General features: G+C 74.5%; 21 protein-coding genes and 1 pseudogene. 15 read left to right on the top strand and 7 right to left on the bottom strand.

The genetic code is table 11. The features are described from left to right. The first annotated feature begins 52 nt into the window (after positions 1-52). From ACIA8Q_RS20910 to ACIA8Q_RS20890, 5 genes are all read left to right on the top strand, one after another. A complete protein-coding gene (locus ACIA8Q_RS20910) occupies positions 53-553 on the top strand; it encodes a hypothetical protein (RefSeq protein WP_387904811.1) in 501 nt (166 codons plus the stop codon). A 103-nt stretch (positions 554-656) separates the two neighbouring features. Beyond that, on the top strand, positions 657-1,322 hold the full coding sequence (locus tag ACIA8Q_RS20905; RefSeq protein WP_360212978.1) for a DUF3105 domain-containing protein: 666 nt from the start codon (positions 657-659) through the stop codon (positions 1,320-1,322). A 104-nt stretch (positions 1,323-1,426) separates the two neighbouring features. Beyond that, entirely contained in the window at positions 1,427-2,059 is a 633-nt protein-coding gene (locus ACIA8Q_RS20900) for a DUF305 domain-containing protein (protein WP_396317556.1), read from the top strand. A gap of 205 nt (positions 2,060-2,264) precedes the next feature. After that, positions 2,265-2,885, top strand: a complete 621-nt coding sequence (gene pth / locus ACIA8Q_RS20895; RefSeq protein ID WP_360212976.1) for an aminoacyl-tRNA hydrolase — start codon at positions 2,265-2,267, stop codon at positions 2,883-2,885. 2 nt (positions 2,886-2,887) lie between these two features. Continuing rightward, on the top strand, positions 2,888-3,406 hold the full coding sequence (locus tag ACIA8Q_RS20890) for a hypothetical protein (protein WP_396317535.1): 519 nt from the start codon (positions 2,888-2,890) through the stop codon (positions 3,404-3,406). A gap of 92 nt (positions 3,407-3,498) precedes the next feature. Here the strand turns inward: ACIA8Q_RS20890 and ACIA8Q_RS20885 are convergent, their stop codons facing one another. Together ACIA8Q_RS20885 and ACIA8Q_RS20880 are read right to left on the bottom strand one after the other, a co-directional pair. Next, positions 3,499-4,284 carry an alpha/beta fold hydrolase gene (locus ACIA8Q_RS20885; protein WP_360212972.1) on the bottom strand — a complete coding sequence of 262 codons (786 nt, stop codon included), beginning with the start codon at positions 4,282-4,284 and terminating at the stop codon, positions 3,499-3,501. 304 nt (positions 4,285-4,588) lie between these two features. Beyond that, the gene (locus tag ACIA8Q_RS20880) at positions 4,589-6,163 is read right to left on the bottom strand and encodes an MFS transporter (protein WP_396317534.1); all 1,575 of its coding nucleotides are present in this window, start codon (positions 6,161-6,163) and stop codon (positions 4,589-4,591) included. Positions 6,164-6,354: 191 nt separating this feature from the next. Between ACIA8Q_RS20880 and ACIA8Q_RS20875 the strand changes: the two genes are divergently transcribed. Both ACIA8Q_RS20875 and ACIA8Q_RS20870 read left to right on the top strand, forming a co-directional pair. Beyond that, positions 6,355-6,861, top strand: a complete 507-nt coding sequence (locus tag ACIA8Q_RS20875; protein ID WP_360212968.1) for a MarR family transcriptional regulator — start codon at positions 6,355-6,357, stop codon at positions 6,859-6,861. A 147-nt stretch (positions 6,862-7,008) separates the two neighbouring features. After that, on the top strand, positions 7,009-7,527 hold the full coding sequence (locus tag ACIA8Q_RS20870; RefSeq protein WP_360212966.1) for a GNAT family N-acetyltransferase: 519 nt from the start codon (positions 7,009-7,011) through the stop codon (positions 7,525-7,527). A 96-nt stretch (positions 7,528-7,623) separates the two neighbouring features. On the opposite strand, the gene ACIA8Q_RS20865 is transcribed toward ACIA8Q_RS20870, so the two are convergent. Then, positions 7,624-8,133, bottom strand: a complete 510-nt coding sequence (locus tag ACIA8Q_RS20865) for a methylated-DNA--[protein]-cysteine S-methyltransferase (RefSeq protein ID WP_360212964.1) — start codon at positions 8,131-8,133, stop codon at positions 7,624-7,626. Next, the gene (locus ACIA8Q_RS20860; protein WP_360213100.1) at positions 8,130-9,701 is read right to left on the bottom strand and encodes an AlkA N-terminal domain-containing protein; all 1,572 of its coding nucleotides are present in this window, start codon (positions 9,699-9,701) and stop codon (positions 8,130-8,132) included. Before ACIA8Q_RS20860 ends, ACIA8Q_RS20865 begins: the two co-directional genes overlap by 4 nt. A gap of 203 nt (positions 9,702-9,904) precedes the next feature. Between ACIA8Q_RS20860 and ACIA8Q_RS20855 the strand changes: the two genes are divergently transcribed. Then, positions 9,905-10,369 carry an ASCH domain-containing protein gene (locus ACIA8Q_RS20855; RefSeq protein ID WP_360212962.1) on the top strand — a complete coding sequence of 155 codons (465 nt, stop codon included), beginning with the start codon at positions 9,905-9,907 and terminating at the stop codon, positions 10,367-10,369. Positions 10,370-10,415: 46 nt separating this feature from the next. On the opposite strand, the gene rsgA is transcribed toward ACIA8Q_RS20855, so the two are convergent. Then, positions 10,416-11,564 (bottom strand): ribosome small subunit-dependent GTPase A, encoded by a 1,149-nt coding sequence (gene rsgA, locus ACIA8Q_RS20850; RefSeq protein ID WP_360212960.1) that lies wholly within the window; start codon positions 11,562-11,564, stop codon positions 10,416-10,418. Positions 11,565-11,940: 376 nt separating this feature from the next. Further along, on the bottom strand, positions 11,941-12,936 hold the full coding sequence (locus tag ACIA8Q_RS20845; RefSeq protein ID WP_387904798.1) for a cytochrome c oxidase assembly protein: 996 nt from the start codon (positions 12,934-12,936) through the stop codon (positions 11,941-11,943). Between the two features lie 314 nt (positions 12,937-13,250). Between ACIA8Q_RS20845 and ACIA8Q_RS20840 the strand changes: the two genes are divergently transcribed. Continuing rightward, positions 13,251-14,900, top strand: a complete 1,650-nt coding sequence (locus ACIA8Q_RS20840; protein WP_396317533.1) for an FtsW/RodA/SpoVE family cell cycle protein — start codon at positions 13,251-13,253, stop codon at positions 14,898-14,900. 199 nt (positions 14,901-15,099) lie between these two features. On the opposite strand, the gene ACIA8Q_RS20835 is transcribed toward ACIA8Q_RS20840, so the two are convergent. Then, the gene (locus tag ACIA8Q_RS20835) at positions 15,100-16,395 is read right to left on the bottom strand and encodes a YihY/virulence factor BrkB family protein (RefSeq protein ID WP_360212954.1); all 1,296 of its coding nucleotides are present in this window, start codon (positions 16,393-16,395) and stop codon (positions 15,100-15,102) included. Positions 16,396-16,572: 177 nt separating this feature from the next. Between ACIA8Q_RS20835 and ACIA8Q_RS20830 the strand changes: the two genes are divergently transcribed. The 6 genes and pseudogenes from ACIA8Q_RS20830 to ACIA8Q_RS20805 form a co-directional block, all read left to right on the top strand. Beyond that, a complete protein-coding gene (locus ACIA8Q_RS20830; RefSeq protein WP_317621159.1) occupies positions 16,573-16,656 on the top strand; it encodes a putative leader peptide in 84 nt (27 codons plus the stop codon). Positions 16,657-16,854: 198 nt separating this feature from the next. After that, positions 16,855-18,579 carry a nitrite/sulfite reductase gene (locus ACIA8Q_RS20825; RefSeq protein ID WP_360212952.1) on the top strand — a complete coding sequence of 575 codons (1,725 nt, stop codon included), beginning with the start codon at positions 16,855-16,857 and terminating at the stop codon, positions 18,577-18,579. A gap of 28 nt (positions 18,580-18,607) precedes the next feature. Continuing rightward, positions 18,608-18,790, top strand: a complete 183-nt coding sequence (locus ACIA8Q_RS20820) for a hypothetical protein (RefSeq protein ID WP_360212950.1) — start codon at positions 18,608-18,610, stop codon at positions 18,788-18,790. After that, complete coding sequence (locus ACIA8Q_RS20815) at positions 18,771-19,472, top strand: phosphoadenylyl-sulfate reductase (RefSeq protein WP_360212948.1); 702 nt, start codon at positions 18,771-18,773, stop codon at positions 19,470-19,472. The genes ACIA8Q_RS20820 and ACIA8Q_RS20815 overlap by 20 nt, the downstream gene beginning before the upstream one ends. 77 nt (positions 19,473-19,549) lie before the next feature. Further along, positions 19,550-20,152, top strand: coding sequence for an adenylyl-sulfate kinase (cysC, locus tag ACIA8Q_RS20810; protein ID WP_396317532.1), 603 nt, complete (start codon positions 19,550-19,552; stop codon positions 20,150-20,152). Then, positions 20,149-20,283: pseudogene (locus tag ACIA8Q_RS20805) on the top strand (sulfate adenylyltransferase small subunit); the annotation flags it as partial. The gene cysC and the pseudogene ACIA8Q_RS20805, both read left to right, overlap by 4 nt.

Below are 20,283 nucleotides of genomic sequence, written 5' to 3'. Positions count from 1 at the left end.
TGGGGACCGAGGAGGGGCATCGCTTCACTCGTTCGGCTGATTAAATGTGCGCATGACCGCGTCGGCCCCCAGCTCGCCCCGACCGGGGAGGGCCGCACCGGCGGGCCGCCCGGTGGGTGCGCTGTGGGTTCTGGTGCTGGTCGCCCTGCTCACCGTGCTGCCGTGCGCGGGCCAGGCCAAGGCGGTCGGCGCGGGCGTCCATCCGGCGCCGTCGACGGTCACCGCCGCGGTCACCGCAGCCGTCTCCGTCGACCGCGCCCCGCGCACCGGCCCGGCCCCCACGGCCGCCGAGCAGCGCCAGCGGGCCGAACAGCAGCGGCACTGGACCTGGTGCACGGCCGACGGCGAACCGCCGCACCGCGACAACGGCTGCTCCAGCCACCCGTACTGCGCCCAGGACGCCCAGCTGCCGAACCCCCCTCCGCAGCCGCAACCGGCCGTGTCACCGCTCACGCCGGCGCCCGAGGCGCTGCCGAGGGTGGTGCCCGCCGGGTTGCTGGACGGTCCGCATCCGGCGCCCGATCTGCACGAGCTGCAAGTACACCGGTCCTGAGCGGAACCCACCGCCCGGCACCCGCCGGCGGATCCGCCCCTCCTCCCCTCTTCAGCTGACCGCCGCGCCCCAGCACCGCGCGGCGGGGACAAGGACAACCACCATGGGTTCCGCCTCGAAGCAGTCCAACAAGACCTCCGGCAAGGCCGGGACGACCGACCGCCGCGCCCGGATAGCCGAGCTGCGCGCCGCCGAGCAGCGCCGCGAGCGCCGCAACAAGATCATCGCCTCGGTCGCCGCCGGCGTGCTGGTGATCGGCGCGATCGCCACCGGCACCTGGATCATCATGGACGCCAACCAGTCCAAGAAGGACAAGGAGGCCGCCGCCAACGCGGACATCCCGGGCGTGCAGACCTTCGGCGACCTGAGCCGCAACCACGTCAAGGAGAAGGTCACCTACCCGATGACCCCGCCGGTCGGCGGCGACCACAACGCGGTCTGGCTGGACTGCATGGGCCACGTCTACGACCAGCCGGTCGAGAACGAGCGCGCCGTCCACTCGCTGGAGCACGGCGCGGTCTGGGTGACGTACAACGGCAAGGCCACCCCGGAGGACGTCAAGACCCTCTCCGACAAGGTCAAGGCCACCCCGTACTCGCTGATGAGCCCCTACCCGGACGAGAAGGGCACCATCACCCTGAACGCCTGGAGCACCCAGCTGGTCGTGGACAGCGCCGGCGACCCCCGGGTGAACGAGTTCTTCACCAAGTACGTCCAGGGCAAGCAGACCCAGGAGCCGGGCGCCTCCTGCACCATGGGGCAGATGTGACCGCCGCCGGCTCGGACCTGCCCGAGGGGGCGGAGCCGTCCGAGGCGACCGGGCCGTCCGCGGAGTCCGCGGACGGCGCCGGGCAGTCCCGCGCGGGCCGCCGGCTGTGGTGGCCGGCCGCGCTGGCCGCCGCGCTCGCGCTGGCGCTCGGCGTGCCCGCCCTGGTGGCGAGCGGCACCTCGGCGTCCGGCACCGCGTCGGTGGCCGTCCCGGCGAACGACTCGCCCGAGGCCGGGTTCGCCCGCGACATGGCGACCCACCACCAGCAGGCGGTGGACCTGTCGTTCATCGTCCGGGACCGCACCGGCGACGACGCCACCCGGACCCTGGCCTTCGACGTCATCAACACCCAGGCCAACCAGCGCGGGATGATGATGGGCTGGCTCGACCAGTGGGGGCTGCCGCAGCACTCGACCGACAAGCCGATGGCGTGGATGCGGATGGACCACGACTACCAGGCCCACGACGGTTCGCTGATGCCCGGCATGGCCACCAACGCCCAACTGGCGAAGCTGCGTTCGCTCAGCGGCCGGGACGCCGAGGTCTACTACCTGCAGCTGATGATCGAGCACCACAAGGGCGGCGTCGAGATGGCGCAGGGCTACGTGGACGTCGCGCGGAACGACTCCGAGAAGCGGCTCGCCCAGTCGATGGTGACGGCGCAGAGCTCGGAGATCCAGCTGATGACCGACATGCTCAAGGATCGCGGCGCCGCCCCCGGCGTCCCCGCCTCCTGACCCACCCGCTCGCCCCCGGACGGCCGGGGTGCGGCCGACGGTCCCGTACCGTCCGGACCGCGCCCCGGCCGTCCGGCGTCCGCGGCCCCACTGTCCGCAACCCCGCTGTCCGCGGCCCCGGCGTCCGCAACGCCCGGCGGCACGACCGCCCGGCAGCCGACCGGGCCCGCCACGACGACCTCCGTCACCCCCTGGAGAAGACCGGATGACCACCGACACCCCCTGGCTGATCGCCGGACTGGGCAACCCCGGCCCGTGGTTCCGCCTCACCCGCCACAACGCGGGCTTCCTCGCCGTGGACCGGCTGGCCGAACGGCACGGCGCCCGGTTCCGGCGGCGCGGGATCGGCGTCCAGGTCGCCGAGATCGAGGTGGACGGCCGCCGGGTGCTGCTGGCGAAGCCGCAGTGGTTCATCAACCTGTCCGGCCGCCCGGTGGCCGCCCTGCTGCGCCGCCACGGCGTGCCGGCCGCGCAGCTGGTGGTCGTGCAGGACGACCTGGACTTCGCGTTCGGCACGGGCAGGCTCAAGCGCGGCGGCGGCCCCGGCGGCCACAACGGGGTGCGCTCGGTGGGCGAGGTGCTCGGCACCCGCGACTTCGTCCGGCTGCGCTTCGGCATCGGGCGACCGCCGAAGGGCCAGTCCGTCGGGGACTTCGTGCTGAAGAGGTTCTCCGACGAGGAACAGGCCGCACTGCCGGGCGTGTTGGACCGCTGCGCCGACGCGCTGGAGACGCTCGTCCGGCTCGGACTCAACCGCGCCCAGGACACCCTGAACGTCCGGACGGACGCCCGGCTCCCGTCCGGGCGTGAAAGCCCGGTCTCCTAGGCATGGCCAAGGGGCTCGTTCACGAGGGAAGCGCGTTCGTCAACTTCCGGCACCACCTCCCGGATCCGAAGGACCACGGGTTCCGGTCGGTCGACATCAAGCGGTTCGGCTTCTCCGCGGAGTGCCCGGACGACAGCGGGTTGCTCGCCGCGCTGATCGGGCACGAGCAGTTCCGGGACGACTACGCGGGCGGTGGAGTTCTGCCGGACGGGCTCCGGCACGGCCCGTACTGGCTGCGGTCGATCACTCCGGATCGCTACGACCCGATCCGCGAGCAGCAGGCCGTACGGATCCTGCAGGAGTGGGTGGGCCCGGCCCGCGGCCGGCCCGCCGGGCTGGAGGCGGCCCTGCGGCGGGAGGTGTTCGACCGCCTGACCACCGCCGACGGCATCCACCACCTCGGCGAGCTCGGCGCCGGGGCGATGCACGACTGGGGCGGCGTGCACGGCGAGTTCCACGAGTTCGTGCTCGTCGACCGCTCGGCCGGGCGGATCACCCTCGTCGTCGCGGCCGACGACTGAGCCCACCACCGCCCACCCGCGGTGCCGGCCGGGGCCTGGGGCGGCCACCCGGGGCTGGTCGGCCGCCCCGCCGGTTGCGGGGCGGCACGGTGTCAGCGGGCGAGGAACGGCTCCAGTGCCGCGGCGAGTTCGGCGGGGGCGTCGAGGGCGACGAGGTGGGCGGCGGTGGCGAACTCGACCAGGGAGGCACCGGGGATCCCGGCCGCGTACCGGCGGGCGATGTCCTGGAAGTCGGCGACGTCGAGCCGGCCGACACCCACCAGTGCGGGGACGGCGAGGGTGGCGATGTCACCGTTCGAGGGGCCCCGGGAGTGCGCGCCGACGGCCTCCTGGTTCACCAGCGAGGTCCGCAGCGGGCCGCGGAGCCGGTCGGCCAGCCCCTCCGCGACCTCGTCCCACCCGCGGGCGGGCCCGCGCAGCCACATGTCCAGGTTCACCTCGACGGCGGCGTCCACGTCGCCCGCGGCCAGCGCCGCGGTCTCGGCCTCGTCGTAGCGGACCATGTCCTCGGACCAGCCGTACCGCGGCCAGGGCGCGGAGAACAGGGCGAGGGAGTGCACCCGGTCCGGGTGGGTGAGGGCGAAGTCCACCGCCACCCGGCCGCCCCAGGAGGCGCCGACCAGCCGGACGCGCTGGTGGCCGAGGTGGTCCAGCAGGCCGAGCAGGTCGTCGGCCTCGCTGAACGGCCCGCTCGGGATCGCGGACTCGCCGAAGCCGCGCAGGTCGTACCGGATGACGGTGTGCCGTTCCGCGAGCGCGGGCACGACCGCGTCCCACATGTGGTGGTCGGCGACACCGGCGTGCACGAGCACGACGGGCGGACCGTCACCGTCGACGGTGTAGAACAGGTGGCCGAGCTCGTCGGCGATGATCGACATCCGCAGATGATCTCAGGACAGCTGCGCAGGTGTCACCCGGTTACCACGGGCACGCGAACGCGGGGACGGGCACGGGCACGGACTCGGGCACAGGCACGGACTCGGACTCGGACGCAGGGGACGGGCCGCCGGGGCGTGTCTCCTTCCTCGTCGCGGCGACCGGATGAGGACGGCGGCGAGGTGGGGTGCGGCCTGGAACCGTTCCGCGGCCCCGCGCAGCGGCCGTCCGTCATCGACGACACAACGGGCCGGCCGCGAAGGGCCGGTCCCGGTCGCGGGGGCATGACGAGCCGGGCAACACGCCTCAGGCGACGCGCGCGGCGCGTGCGGGGCGGGCCGGGCGGGTCAGGGCGGCGGCGGCCACGGCGACGGCCGCGAGGGTGAGCAGCACCGCCCGGCCCCCGGAGGCCGTACCGGCCAGGTGGACGCCGAGTACCGGTAGCGCGGTGCCGAGCGCGGTGCCGAGGCTGCGCGCCATGTTGACCATCCCGCCGCCGACCGCCGAGCACTGGGCGGGGACGGCCCGCATCACCAGCGCGTTGTTGGCCGGCAGCAGCAGTCCCAGCCCGTAGCCGGCGAGCAGCAGCGGGACGGCCGCGCCCACGGCGGTGGTCGGCAGCAGGCCGAACAGCAGCAGACCGGCACCGGCGAGCAGCGCGCCCGCGCGGCAGCGGCTGACGTCCGACCAGGTGCGCGGCAGCAGGGCGCCGCCCACCGTCGCCGCGACGGCGAACGCGGCGGGCAGCAGGGTGATCACCAGGCCCGCCCGGGACACCGGCACGCCCGCGCCGGTGAGCAGTACCGGGCCGAGCACCAGCGGGCAGAACAGCAGCAGGTAGCCGATCAGCGAGACCACCAGCCCGGACCGCACCCCCGGGGTGTTGACCAGGCCGGGGGCGAGGATCGGCCGGGAGGCCCGCCGTTCCTGCCGGACCAGTGCGAGGGCCAGGACGGCGGCGGTGAGCAGCAGCGCGGCGGCGGCCCAGCCGGGCAGCGGCAGGCCGGAGGCGGTGGAGAGGGCGAGCAGCAGGGCGGTGGTGGAGCCGGTGAGCAGCAGCAGGCCGAGCAGGTCGAAGCGGCCGTCCTCGGCCCGCGCGGACCGCTTCGGACGGGGCCGGCCGACGCGGGGCCGGTCGGCGGCCGGTCCGTCGGCAAGGGGTCGGCCGGCAACGGGTCGGCCCGCGCAGGGGCCGGCGGCGCGGGAGCGGGACGCCGTCCCGGGGTCCGGGGTCGCCCCGCTCCCGGTGCCCGTGGTCCGCGTGCGGGGCAGCAGGAACCAGCCCGCGAGGATGCCGAGCACGCCGATCGGCACGTTGATCCAGAACACCCACCGCCAGGAGGCGTGTTCGACCAGCAGCCCGCCGAGGCTGGGGCCGAGGGCCAGGCCGAGGCCCTGGGCGGCGGCCTGGATGCCGAGGGCGCGCCGCATCGCGTGTTCCGGGACCCCGCGCGCCACCAGGGCGACGCTGTTGGCCTGCATCATGGCGCCGCCGACGGCCTGGACGCCCCGGAAGGCGACCAGGTCGCCGAGGCTGCCGGCGAGTCCGGCGCCGAGCGAGGCCAGGGCGAAGACCGCGAAGCCGCCGAGGTACATGGTCTTGCGGCCGACCAGGTCGGAGAGCCACCCGATCGGGGCGAGCAGGGCGACCAGGACCAGGAGGTAGGCGAGGGCGACCCATTCGACGGCCGCGAAGTCCGCGTGGAAGTGCCGGCCGAGGGCCGGGAAGACGAGGGCGGTGACGCTGGCGGTGAGCTGTCCGAGGAAGGCGCCGAGGCAGACGGTGCCGACGGCCAGCCAGTGGGCGTGGCGCCAACCGGCTATGCCCCGGGGCCGGGGCCGCTCGGTGAGCAGCCGCGCGGCGAGGGCGGTGGCGTTCATGCCACGAATATATCGGACGCAGACATGTTCCCTGAGCGAGCCGATCGCCCTGCGACAGACACCGGGGCGACGCACCGGACGACCCACCGGACGGCGCCCCGGAGGACGCCCCGCACGCTGCCCCCGGCGCCGGCGCCCGACGTCGGACAGCGCTGCCGGACCCCCTCGTACCAGGGGATACGCTGTCCGCCATGCCGTCGTCACCACACGTTCCCGACCCCGCCACCGAACCTCCCGGAACGGCGGTCGAACACGCCCGGCGGCTCACCGACACCGTCACCCGGCTGCGCCGCGCCCTGCGCAGCAGCATCCGCACCGACTACCCGTGGGAGTCCCTGCCGATGGCGCAGGTCGAACTCCTCCAGACCCTGTCCGCCGCACCCCTGCGGGTCGGCGAACTCGCCGCCCGGCAGCGGCTCGCCCCCAACACCGTCAGCGGGCTGGTCGGCAAGCTCCTCGACGCCGGGTTCGTCGACCGCCAGGCCGACCCCGGCGACCGCCGCACCGCCCGGATCGCCCTCACCCCGGCCGGGCGGCGCCAGCTCGACGACTGGCAGCGCGCCCACGAGCGCCGCATCGCCGCCGCCCTCGACGTCCTCGCCCCGGCCGACCGCGAAGCCGTCGTGCACGCCCTGCCCGCCCTCGAACAGCTCGCGCTCGCCCTGGCCGACCCGGGCGCCGCCACCGACCAGGGCTGAACCGGGTCGGCCCCCGCGGGGGCCGGGCGGGGCCGGACGGCGGGCGGGTCCGGACCGGGCGGTCCGGGCCGGGCGGTCCGGGCCGGGCGGGTCCGGGCCGCGAAAACCGCTGGTCGGAACGGTCCGCGGCGCACTACGGTGCCCGGCATGACCACGGCACAGGTCCTCATCGAACCCTGGACGGACACCGACCTGGCGCTGCTGCGCCGCGTCAACACCCCCGAGATGAAGCGGCACGTCGGCGGCCCGGAGACCGAGGAGCAGCTCCTCGTCCGGCACCGGCGCTACCTGGACTTCGTCCCGTCCGGCCTCGGCTGCATGTACCGGATCGTGCTGCTCCCCGAGGGCGAGGCCGTCGGCACCGTCGGCTACGGCACCCGGACCTGGCGGGGCGAGACCGTCCACGAGATGGGGTGGAACGTGCTGCCCGGGCACCAGGGCCGGGGCATCGCCGTCGCCGCCGCCCGCGCCGCCGTCGCGGCCGCCCGCCGCGAGGGCGCCCACCGCCACCTGCACGCCTTCCCCTCGGTGGACAACCCCGCCTCCAACGCGGTCTGCGCGAAGGCCGGGTTCACGCTGCTCGGCGAGACGGACTTCGAGTTCCCGCCCGGGCGGTTCATGCGCAGCCACGACTGGCGGGTGGACCTCCGGAGTCCGGAGGACTGAGCGGCCGGACGGCGGGACGGCGGGACGGCGGGATGGCGGGATGGCGGGAAGCGTCGGCCCGGCAGGAGCGGGACACCCGCAGCCGGGCGGGCCGCGTCAGAACAGCGTGCCGCTCTCCAACTCCAGCAGCCAGCGCTTGCGGTCCACACCGGCGGCGAAGCCGGTCAGCGAGCCGTCGGCCCCCATGACCCGGTGACAGGGCCGGACGATGAGCAGCGGGTTGGCGCCCACCGCCCCGCCGACCGCCCGGACCGCCCGCGGCGACTCCCCGGCCAGGTCGGCGAGCCGGCCGTAGGTGACGGTCTCGCCGTAGGGGATCTCGTCCAGGGCCGCCCAGATCCGCCGCCGGAACTCGGTGCCCACCGGGGCGAGCGGGAGGTCGAAGCCGGTGCGCTCGCCCGCGAAGTAGGCGGTCAGCTGGGCGACCGGCTCGGCCAGCGCCTCCGGGTCGAGGACCCAGTCGTCGGCGGGCTCGGCCAGTGCGTACTTCTGGCCGGGTGCGGTGACGGTGGCCAGCGCGGCCGACCCGCCGTCCTCGGGCAGGACGCCGCTCAGCAGCAGCCGGCCGAGCGGGCTCTCCATGGTGGTGTAGACGGTGGTGCTCATGCCTGTGCGTTCTCCGTTCCGGTACTGGTGGTGCTCGCGGGCCCGGCCCACAGCCGGTGGACGGCGTAGGAGCGCCAGGGCGCCCAGGCCTCGGCCGCGCGGGCGGCGTTCTTCGGGTCGCCGGGGGCGCCGAGCCGGACGAGTCCGTGCCTGACGCCCGCGTCGCCCGGGAGGAAGACGTCCGGGTCGGCGAGGGCCCGCATCCTCAGGTAGCCAACGGTCCACGGGCCGATGCCGGGCAGGGCCAGCAGGCTCGCCGCGGACTCCTCCCGGTCCACTCCGCCGTCGAGCCGGACCACGCCCTCGGCCAGGGCGGCGCAGAGGCCGGTGAGCGCCCGGCGGCGGGCGGCGGGCATCGCGAAGTCCTCCGGGTCCGCGGTGGCCAGGACCGCTGCGGTCGGGAAGAGCAGGTTCAGCCCACCGCTGGGTTCGGGCAGCGCGGCGCCGTACTTCCGGGCCAGCCGGCCGGCCAGCGTACGGGCGGCGCCGACGGTGACCTGCTGGCCGAGGACCGCGCGGACGGCGAGCTCGTGCGGGTCCACGTGGCCGGGCGAGCGAAGACCGGGGCGGGCGCGGACCAGCGGGCCGAGCACCGGGTCGGCGCCCAGCTGCTCGTCGACCGCGTCCGGATCGGCGTCGAGGTCGAACAGGCCGCGCAGGCGCTGGACGGCGGTCGGCAGGTCGCGCAGGTCGGCGAGCAGCAGGCGGCAGTCCAGCCAGCCGCGGGTGCGCGGCTCGCCCGGCGCGAGGCCGTCGACCTCGGCGATGCCGTGACCGTACGGGAGGGCCAGGGTGCGGCGGTAGGTCCGGACGCCGGGGCGCTGCCCGGGGACGACCTCCTCGACGCCGGGGACGGCGCGCAGGGCCAGGAAGTCGATCAGGTGGTCGCTGTCGAGCGCGCCGCGGTAGGCCAGCCGGAGGGTGAGGCCACCGGCCGGGGCCGCCGTGCGGCGGCCGGCCGCGACCTCGGCCCGCAGGCCGCTCGGGGTGCGGTCGTAGACCTCGCGGACGGTGTCGTTGAACTGCCGGACGGAGGCGAAGCCGGCCGCGAACGCCACGTCGGTGACCGGCAGTTCGGTGGTCTGGAGCAGCAGGCGGGCGGTCTGGGCGCGCCGGGCGCGGGCCAGCGCGATCGGGCCGGCGCCGAGTTCGGCGGTCAGCTGGCGCTGGAGCTGCCGGGAGCTGTAGCCGAGGCGGCCGGCCAGGCCCGCCACGCCCTCGCGGTCCACCACGCCGTCGCCGATCAGGCGCATCGCGCGGCCGACCAGGTCGGCGCGGTGGTTCCACTCCGGCGATCCCGGCACGGAGTCGGGCCGGCAGCGCCGGCAGGCGCGGAAGCCCGCGCCCTGGGCGGCCGCGGCGCTGGGGTAGAAGACGCAGTTGACTCGCTTGGGGGTCACGGCGGGGCAGCTCGGTCGGCAGTAGATGCCGGTCGAGGTGACGGCCGTGAAGAAGACGCCGTCGAAACGGGCGTCGCGGCTGTCCACTGCGCGGTACCGGATGTCGTCGTCGATCACGCTGTCCAGTCTGCGGCACCGGGGAGGGGGTGACTGGCGGGAATCGGACATCGCCATGGGGGCCTCCCCTCCCCTCCCCCCCACCCCGCCCACCACCCACCGCCCACCGCCCACTACCCAGGACCCGCGGCCCACCCAGCCCGGACCAGCCCACCCAGCCCGGACCACCCCGGCTCTCCGGGTCGCCGGGTGGCCCTCGGCCGCCGCCCGATAATCCCGGGCCCGGAGCAGCCGCGGCGGATACGCTCGCCCGAATGAGCGATCTGAGCACGCAGCCCTACACCGGCCCGGACGACCCCAGGATCGTCGCCATGCGCCCGGCCGAGTTCGCCTTTCCCGGCCCGCTGCGGGACGCCCTGGTCACGGCCGTCCTCAGAGGCGCGAAGACGAGCACCACCGGTCTGCTGACCGAGTACGAGGTCGCGGACGAGCCCCTCCCCCGGGTCGGGGAGCTGACCGCGGTGCTCGACTCGGCCGACCGCCGGATCGCCGTGATCGAGACCACGCACGTCCGGATCGTCCCGCTCTCCGAGGTCGACCTGCAGCACGCCCTCGACGAGGGCGAGGGGTACGACACGGTGGCCGCCTGGCGCTCGGCGCACGAGCGCTTCTGGCACGGCCCCGAGCTGCGCGGCGCCCTCGGTGACCCGGGCTTCACCGTGGACGACACCACCTCGGTCGTCCTGGAACGCTTCCGCCTGCTGGCCGACCTCCGCTGAGCCGAGTGGCCCGCGCGGAGGCCGGTCACGGCCGGCGCGGGCCTGGTCAGCGCTTCACCGGACCTCCCGAGGCGCGCATCGACTTGGTGATCGTCTTCCACTTCTTGAGCCGCGCCGAGGCCAGCCGGGCGTCCGAGCGGGAGGCGATCCACTCGTTCTCGCGCTGGAGCTTGAGGTAGCTGTCCATCCGGCGCTGCGGCAGCGTGCCGTCGGCCAGAGCGGCCTGCACCGCGCAGCCGGGCTCGGTGTGGTGCCCGCAGTCGTGGAACCGGCAGTCCTCGGCCAGTTCGGCGATGTCGCCGAAGGCCATCTCCACGCCCTCGCCACCGTAGAGGCCGACCTCGCGCAGCCCGGGGGTGTCTATCAGCACGCCCCCGCCGGCCAGCGGGAACAGCTCACGGGTGGTCGTGGTGTGGCGGCCCTTCTGGTCGCCCTCGCGGGCTTCCTGGACGGCCATCACGGCGGTGCCCGCGAGGGTGTTGGTGAGCGTGGACTTGCCCACGCCGGACTGGCCGATCAGCGCTGTGGTGCCGGGGATGCAGGCGCGCAGCACGTCCATGCCCTCACCCGTCTCGGCGCTGACCACGAGCACCGTCACGCCGGGTGCGATCGCCTCGACGTCGGCCCGGATGAACTCGGCGTCGTGCACCAGGTCGGCCTTGGTGAGGACGACCAGTGGCTCGGCGCCGGACTCCCAGGCCAGGGCGAGGAAGCGCTCGATCCTGCCGAGGTCGGGGTCGGCCGCCAGCGAGGCGGTGATCAGGACGGAGTCGACGTTGGCGGCCAGCACCTGACCGTCGGAGCGCTTGCCCGCCACCTTGCGGATGATCGCGGTGGAGCGCGGCAGCAGCGCGGTGACGGCGGCCATCGGCCGGGCGTGGAGGTCCACGGCGGCCCAGTCGCCGGTGCACGGGCAGTTGATCATGTCGGCGTCGCCCACCGGCCGGGTGTCGAGCCGGACGGTGCGCGGCTCGCCGGTGTCCGGGTCGGCGAGCACGGCGTCGCACTGGCCGCGGTCGACCCGGACGATCCGGGCCGGGAGCAGCCCGGCCTCGACGTACGGGGCGAACTGCTCGGCGAGGTCGGACGTCCAGCCGTACCCGGCCAGCGGCGCGTCACCGGAGGACGGCGACGAAGAAGGGGAAGAAGAGGAAGAGGAAAGAGGGAACGACGAAGTGGAGGCAGCGTTGAACAACGCAGTGTGCCCTTCGGGAGGAGATGGTCCCGGCGGGCTGCGGCTGGCGCGGAGAGGTCAGCCGGCGGCCGGGGTGAGCAGGTGAACGCGTGTGCTGCCCAGGGCAGCTATCGGGGCAACGACAACCACGGGGGCCACCTCCTGCTCTCTACTCCTCGGGCGGCCTCTCGGCGCCCGAACCGGACGTGCCAAACGCTAGCGGAGCGGGGCGCTCCCGCCAACGGGTTTTTGACCTGCACGAATGCGGGGGCGAAGGCGGGATGAACCCCACGAGGGGCAAAGTTTGGCCCTGCCTGCGCCCCGCCTTCGCCCCGCCTGCGCCCCGCCAGCGCCCCGCCTGCGCCCCGCCCGCCGGACCCCGGCGTCCCGCCCGGCCCTACCCGCCGTACCGGTGCTTGAGGTTCGGGTCGTCCAGCCACCAGGGCCGCATCCCGGCCTCCTCCTCGGCCGGCCGCCCCTCCTCCAGCGCCTCCGCCGCGGCCGCCTCGAAGCGGGCGTCCAGCTCGGCGTCCACCGCCTCGGTCTCCTCCCGCCCCTGCACCACCATCCGCCGCACCAGGGCGGCGAGGAACGGCAGCCCGACCAGGTCGCCCAGCACCCACAGCGCGTTGCCGCCCCAGGTCTGGTCCTGCGCGAGGCTCGGCCCCCACGGCCGCCCGAGCGCCACGTAGTAGTGCTCGGCGACCAGGTGCCCGCCGTAGATCAGCACCAGCCCGAGCGCCGCGTCGAAGATCACCTCGGCGAACGTGATGAACAGCCCGACCAGGTGCGGGTACTCGTGCCCGACCGGGTCGATCTGCAGCCGCGGCCAGAAGTACGCCAGGCCGAGCAGCACCAGGGCCAGGTGCAGCAGAACGTTCCCCGCCGCGCTGGACACCGACTCCTCGTACCAGGGCGTGCAGTACAGCAGCCACGGCGGCGCCATCAGCAGCGCGGTGGAGACGGCCGGGAACATCAGCACCTTGGACGGCCGGCTGCGCAGCGCCCGCAGGACGCGCTCGCGCCGGGCCGGCGGCGCGGCCGCGACCAGCAGCGAGACCGGCGCGCCGAGCGCGAGCAGCAGCGGCACGACCATGAGCAGCAGCACGACCTGCACGGCACGGTCGGTGAACAGCACGCGTTCGTAGACGCCGAGCCCGGAGCAGGTGCACCAGATCCAGAGCAGCAGCCCGCCGAGGAAGGCGGCGGTGCGGGAGGGCTGCCAGCGGGGGCCCCCGGCGCGGCGGACGGAGCGCACCGCGGACAGGTACCAGCCGGCGAGCAGCACGGAGAGGCCGAGCACCAGTGGTTCGGCCGTCCACGAGGTGGCGAGGTCGGACCACTGCCAGGGGGGCGGGCCGCTGTAGGCGAGTTCCCGCACCGCGCCGTCCATCCGTCCACCTCGTTCGCCCGCTGCCGGTCCGCCGCCGCACCGGCGTCCCGGGTAGCGGCCCCCGCTCCGGAGGTCGCGCGGGCCCGGCGCCGTGCCCGGCCATGATGGCCCCCCGGCCGGCCCCGCCCGCGCCCGGGCCCCACCTCTATACCTGCACCAGGACAAGGCTTTACCCGGCCCCGGACAAAGCCTTGCCCGGGCAAAGTTCTGGTCTGGTCACCCGCCTCCGCGCAACCGCCGGGGCGCCCGTCCCGTCTGGCAGGATGCACCGTCGGCGGTAGCGGCCACGGGGTCATGACAAGGGGACGACAAGGGTGCTCAGCACTGCACGCAGCGAGGGCCGCCGCCTGGCGGGGCGCCACCGCAACATCGAGCTCGGTCTGCTGGCGCTCGCGGTGGCCGTCTGCCTGGCGGGCCACGTCGACGCCGATCTGGCGCTGACCGGGGCGATGCCGCACGGTCTGCTGGTGCACGCGCTGGCCCTGGGCGGGCTGGCCGGGGCTGCCCACCTGGCGGTGCGCCGGTTCGCCCCGTACGCGGATCCGCTGATCCTCCCGCTGGGCGTCTTCCTGACCGGCTTCGGCCTGATGCTGCTCGACCGGCTGGACGTCTCGTACAAGGCGGTGCACGCCGCGAAGGGCGACTACCAGAAGCTGCCGGCCGCGCCCTCCCAGCTGATGTGGGTGTTCATCTCGGTCGCGGTGGCGATCGGGCTGATCGTGCTGATCAAGCACCACCGGTTCTTCCAGCGGTACGTGTACCTGCTGATGACCGGCGCGCTGATCCTGCTGGCGGCGCCGGCCTTCTTCCCCGGCCGGGCGGAGGACTTCGGCGCGAAGCGCTGGATCCGCCTGTTCGGGCTCTCCTTCGAGCCGGACGAGTTCGTGAAGGTCGCGATCACGATCTTCTTCGCCGGCTACCTGATGGCCTCCCGGGACGCACTGGCGCTGGCCGGCCGGAAGGTCTGGGGGCTGACCCTGCCGCGCGGACGGCACGCCGGCCCGGTGCTGGCGATCTGGGTGGTCAGCCTGCTGGTGCTGGTCTTCGAGCGCGACCTCGGCACCTCGCTGATCTTCTTCGGCGTCTTCGTCGTGATGCTGTACGTGGCGACCGAGCGGACCAGCTGGGTGGTGCTCGGCGTCCTGATGGCCGTCGGCGGCGCGGCGGTGGTCGGCACCGTGGAGCCGCACGTGCACGGGCGCGTCGAGGCCTGGCTGCACCCGCTGGACATCTACAAGGAGCACCACGACCCGGCGATCATCTCCGACCAGCCCGCGGAGGCGCTGTTCAGCCTCGGCACCGGCCACCTGACGGGGACGGGCCTGGGCTCGGGACGCCCCTGGCTGATCGGGTTCGCCGGGCGCAGCGACTTCGTCTTCACCACGATCGGCGAGGAGCTGGGCCTGGCCGGGGTGACGGCCGTGCTGCTGGTCTACCTGCTGCTGGTCCAGCGCGGGCTGCGCACGGCGGTCGGGCTGACCGACCCCTTCGGCAAGCTGCTCGCGGCCGGGCTGTCGACGGCGCTTGCGCTGCAGGTGTTCGTGGTGGTCGGCGGGGTGAGCGGGCTGGTCCCGCTGACGGGCAAGGCGCTGCCGTTCCTGGCGGCGGGCGGCTCGTCGCTGCTGGCGAACTGGCTGATCGTGGCCCTGCTGATCAAGCTGAGCGACTCGGCCGGGCGCACGGCGCTGGAGCCGGCCCAGCCGGGCCCGGAGCCGCTCCCGGTCCAGGCCGGCCGTCCCGACCGGTCGGCGGCCCCGGGCGGCCCGGCGACGGGCACCCCGCCGGTGGGGACCCCGACACCCGGCACCCCGACGCCCGGCACCCCGACCTACGGGACGCCGACGCCCGCGGACCCGGCCGGCTCGCATGCCCCTGCCGAGGCGTCCCCGTTCGGCCACCCCCCGGCCCCGCACGGGCCGCACGCCCCGAACCTCCCGTTCCCGCCGAACCCCGCCACCGCCTGACCCCCGTCCCTCCCGCGCAACCCCGGGAGGGGCCCGGGCCGGCACCGGACGACGACAGGGCCTCCCCGCACCCGCGGGAGAGGCCCTGCCGCACGTCCCGGCCTACGAACCAGCCCCACGCACCAGCCCGACGGGCCGGGCCCTGCCGTGCTCCCGGCCCCAGCCGGACCCCGGCCCCCACCGGCCCCCGCCGCCACCCCTACTGCTGCTCCCACGGCGGCTTGGGCGGGTAGCTGGGCGCCGGCCGCTCCGGCGGCGGCCCGGCCGGCCGGTCGCTGTCCGGCGGGGGCGGCCCGGGCCGGTGGTGGGGCCCGCCGCGGGCGGTGAGCCGGCCGCGGACGTTGTCGGCGGCCAGCACGTCGGCCCAGCGTTCCGGGTACTCGGAGGGGACGTCGGCCTCGGTGTCGTCGCCCTCGTCCTCCCACTCCTCCTCGGCCCCCTCGGCGAGGCCGAGTTCGCGGGCGCGCCGGGCCCGTTCGACGGCCCGCCGGGCGGCGACCTCGCGCACGACGGCGGCGGCGGCCTCCTCGTGGGCGCGCTCGTTCTCGGCGCGGGCGTCGGCGGTCTCCAGGGTGGGCCAGCGGCGGTCTATGGCGGCGTTCATGGCGGCGCCGATGAGGACGGCCAGGGCGACCACGAAGATCCACAGCAGGACGGCCACCGGCGCGGCCAGCGAGCCGTACACGGTGGGGCCCTCGACCGAGCTGACCAGGTAGATCCGCAGCGCGACGCTGCAGACGACCAGCACCACCAGGGCGACCAGGGCGCCGGGGATGTCCTCGCGCCACGGGGTGGAGACGGGGACGGCCAGGTGGTAGAGGGTGGTCAGGGAGACGATCAGCAGCAGGATCGCGACCGGCCAGTAGGTGGCGCCGACCAGCCCCGCGACGCCCGGCACGGCGTTCTCGATCAGGCCCGGACCGGCCATCAGCAGCGGCAGCACGAGGGAGCCGATGACGAGGGCGCCGAGGTAGAGGCCGAGGGACATCAGCCGGGTCTTGACGATGCCGCGCTTGCCGTCGAGCCCGTACATGACGGTGATGGTGTCGATGAAGATGTAGAGCGCTCTGGAGCCGGACCACAGCGACAGCAGGAAGCCGATCGAGATGAGGTCGGGCCGGGTGTGGTCGAACACCTGGTTCAGCAGCGGGACGACGACCTGCGTGACGGAGGAGTCGGACAGCACCGTTCCGGAGGCCGAGACGATGTCGTGCTTGAGCCGGTCGATGGTGCCCGCGCCGAGGAACTCGTCGAGGTAGCCGAGGGTGCCGGCCAGGCCGAGCAGCAGCGGTGGGATCGACAGCAGGGTGAAGAAGGCCGCCTCCGCGGCGAGGCCGGTGACCCGGTACTCGACGCAGGTGTTGGTGGTGTCCCTGACGAGTTCCCACGCCGTGCGGCGCCAGGTGGCCTGTTTGGCCGCGCGCCGGGAGCCCTTGCCCCGGCGCCGGGACGGCCGTTCGGGGGTCGGTCTGCTCGTATCGCCTGCTGCTTGCACAGGGCTAACGGTATCGGGCCGGGCCCGCGCGGTTGATCTCCCCCGGGGTACGGTCGCACGGGAGGCCCCGGGGCCGGGAGCGGCGGGAACCTCCGCGGGTCTCACATGACGAAACCTCAGCGTCCACAATGCGGATGTTAGTGGACCGCGAGTCCCGCGCCGTGCGAATCTCTTGCCATGTCTAGCGCCGGAACCACCCTGGTAGGTCGACTCCACGTCGACCTCCTCCGCGTGTCCAGCGCCATCTGTCCGGTGATCTGAGCCCACCCCGCCGCACCACCGCACCCGGCGCCATCCACCTCGCCGTCCCCGCTGAAGCGGACGCGCAGGCGCCCGCCCGGCCACGGTCACTGCTCTCTCCGGCCCTGGGAAAACCCGCAGGTCACAGCAGCCCCGCCCCGCCGAGCACGCCCAGCGACCAACCCGGCGTCAGAGCCACCTGCCCCGAAGGACTTCACCATGGCCACCACTCCCGAGACCACCGAGCCCGCGGCCGACCGCGCGCCCGCGCGCCGCCCCGCGGCGCCGCGCAAGGTGACCCGCCACCGCGGTGAGGGCCAGTGGGGCATGGGCCACCACACCCCCCTGAACGCCAACGAGCAGTTCAAGAAGGACGACGACGGTCTCAATGTGCGGACACGCATTGAGACGATCTACGCGCACCGGGGCTTCGACTCGATCGACCCGGCGGACCTGCGCGGCCGGATGCGCTGGTGGGGCCTGTACACCCAGCGCAAGGAGGGCATCGACGGCGGCAAGACCGCGATCCTGGACCCGCACGAGCTCGACGCCGAGTACTTCATGCTCCGCGTGCGCATCGACGGCGGCCGGCTGACCGTCGCCCAGCTGAAGGCGATCGCCGAGGTCTCCGAGCAGTACGGCCGCAACACCGCCGACCTGACCGACCGCCAGAACGTGCAGTACCACTGGATCCGGATCGAGGACGTCCCGGCGATCTGGCAGAAGCTGGAGGCCGTCGGCCTCTCCACCACCGAGGCCTGCGGTGACACCCCGCGCGTCATCCTCGGCTCCCCGGTGGCCGGCATCGCCGAGGACGAGATCATCGACGGCACCCCCGCCATCGACGAGATCCAGCGCCGCTTCATCGGCAACAAGGACTTCTCCAACCTGCCGCGCAAGTTCAAGTCCGCCGTCTCCGGCTCCCCGCTGCTGGACGTGGCGCACGAGATCAACGACATCGCCTTCGTCGGCGTCGTCCACCCCGAGCACGGCCCCGGCTTCGACCTCTGGGTCGGCGGCGGCCTCTCGACCAACCCCCGCCTCGGCGTGCGACTGGGCGCCTGGGTCCCGCTGGACGAGGTCGCCGACGTCTACGGCGGCGTCATCGGCATCTTCCGCGACTACGGCTACCGCCGGCTGCGCAACCGCGCCCGGCTGAAGTTCCTGGTCGCCGACTGGGGCCAGGAGAAGTTCCGTCAGGTGCTGGAGGACGAGTACCTCGGCCGCCGCCTGGTCGACGGCCCCGCGCCCGCCGAGCCGGTCGCCCGCTGGCGCGACCACGTCGGCGTCCACAAGCAGAAGGACGGCAACTACTACATCGGCTTCGCGCCGCGCGTCGGCCGCGTCGACGGCCGGCTGCTCGGGCAGATCGCCGACCTCGCCGCCGCCCACGGCAGCGACCGGCTGCGCACCACCGCCGAGCAGAAGATGCTGATCCTCGACGTCGCCGAGGACCAGGTCGAGTCCGTGGTGGCCGGCCTGGAGGCGCTCGACCTGCGGGTCACCCCGTCGCCGTTCCGCCGCGGCACCATGGCCTGCACCGGCATCGAGTACTGCAAGCTCGCCATCGTCGAGACCAAGGAGCGCGGCCGCACGCTCATCGACGAGCTGGAGAAGCGCCTGCCCGACTTCTCCGAGCCGCTGACCATCAACATCAACGGCTGCCCGAACGCCTGCGCCCGCATCCAGGTCGCCGACATCGGCCTCAAGGGCCAGCTCGTCACCGACGAGGACGGCAACCAGGTCGAGGGCTACCAGGTGCACCTGGGCGGCGCGCTGGGCCTGGAGGCCGGTTTCGGCCGCAAGGTCCGCGGCCTCAAGGTCACCAAGGAGGGCCTGCCGGACTACGTCGAGCGCGTCCTGACCCGCTACCAGGCCGACCGCGCCGAGGGCGAGCGCTTCGCCCAGTGGGCGGCCCGGGCCGGCGAGGAGCAGCTGTCGTGACCGCGCACCGGGAGAAGCGGGGTGCCCGATGAGCGAGCGTGCCGCGCCGTTCTTCTGCCCCTACTGCGGGGACGAGGACCTGCGCCCCTCCGAAGCCGGGCACGGGGCCTGGGAATGCCACGGGTGCCGCCGCGCATTCCAGTTGAAGTTCCTCGGCCTGCTGTCCGCGACCAACCACGGGGGTCCGTCCGATGACCAGCGCAACGACTGACTACGAGGCGATCGCCACCACCGCCGCACGGGAGCTGGAGGAGGCCACGGCGCAGGAGATCCTGCGCTGGGCCGCCGACACCTTCGGCAGCCGGTTCTGCGTCACCTCCTCGATGGAGGACGCGGTGGTCGCCCACCTCGCCTCCTCGGTGTTCCCCGGCGTGGACGTCGTGTTCCTGGACACCGGCTACCACTTCGCGGAGACCATCGGCACCCGTGACGCGGTGGCCGCGACCATGCCGGTCAACGTCATCACGCTCCAGCCGCTGCGCACGGTGGCCGAGCAGGACGCCGAGCACGGACCGCACCTGCACGACCGCGACCCGGACCTGTGCTGCGCGCTGCGCAAGGTCGAGCCGCTGAACCGCGGCCTCGGCGGCTACGACGCCTGGGCCACCGGCGTGCGGCGCGACGAGTCCCCGACCCGGGCGAACACCCCGGTGGTGGCCTGGGACGCCAAGCGCCGCAAGGTCAAGATCGCCCCGATCGCCCGATGGACGCAGGAGGACGTCGACGCCTACGTCGCCGCCAACGGCGTGCTGCTCAACCCGCTGCTGTGGGAGGGCTACACGTCCATCGGCTGCTCGCCGCTGTCCTGCACCCGCAAGCCCGCGGAGGGCGAGGACGCCAGGGCCGGCCGCTGGTCCGGCTCGGGCAAGACCGAGTGCGGCATCCACCTCTGACCCACCGCCACCGCCGTTCCGGCACCGCCCCCTCCCCCTCTCCGACCCACCGCCACCTACCGACGAAGGACTCCACCGTGACCACAGTTCACACCCCGGCCGCCGCGGCCGCAGCCGCAGGGGCGGCCCGCGCGGCCGGCCCCTGCGAGCGCGGCGCCACCGTGTGGCTGACCGGGCTGCCGAGCGCGGGCAAGACCACGCTCGCCTTCGCCCTGGCCGAGCGGCTGCGCGCCGAGGGCCACCGGGTGGAGGTCCTCGACGGCGACGAGATCCGCGAGTTCCTCTCCAAGGGCCTGGGCTTCTCCCGCGAGGACCGCCACACCAACGTGACCCGGATCGGCTTCGTCGCCGAGAAGCTCGCCGCCAACGGCGTGAAGGTGCTCGCCCCGGTGATCGCACCCTTCGCCGACTCCCGGGCCGCCGTGCGCGAGCGCCACGCCGCCGCCGGCACGGAGTTCCTGGAGATCCACGTCGCCACCCCCGTCGAGCTCTGCGCCGAACGCGACGTCAAGGGCCTCTACGCCAAGCAGGCCGCCGGCGAACTCTCCGGCCTCACCGGCGTCGACGACCCGTACGAGGCGCCGCAGAACCCGGAGCTGCGACTGCAGACCCGGGGCCGCGAGGTGGCCGAGTCCGCCGCCGAACTGCACGCCTTCCTGACCGAGAGGGGCCTGGCATGACCACCGCGACGGACAGCTTGGTCCACACCGACGACAACCCCTTCGCGCTGTCCCACCTGGACGCGCTGGAGGCCGAGTCGGTGCACGTCTTCCGCGAGGTCGCGGGCGAGTTCGAACGGCCGGTGATCCTC

This window comes from Kitasatospora sp. NPDC051705 (assembly GCF_044453265.1).
GTDB lineage: Bacteria > Actinomycetota > Actinomycetes > Streptomycetales > Streptomycetaceae > Kitasatospora.
The sequence above is the reverse complement of the archived record's forward strand: the minus strand, read 5'-3'. Positions and strand labels throughout refer to the sequence as shown.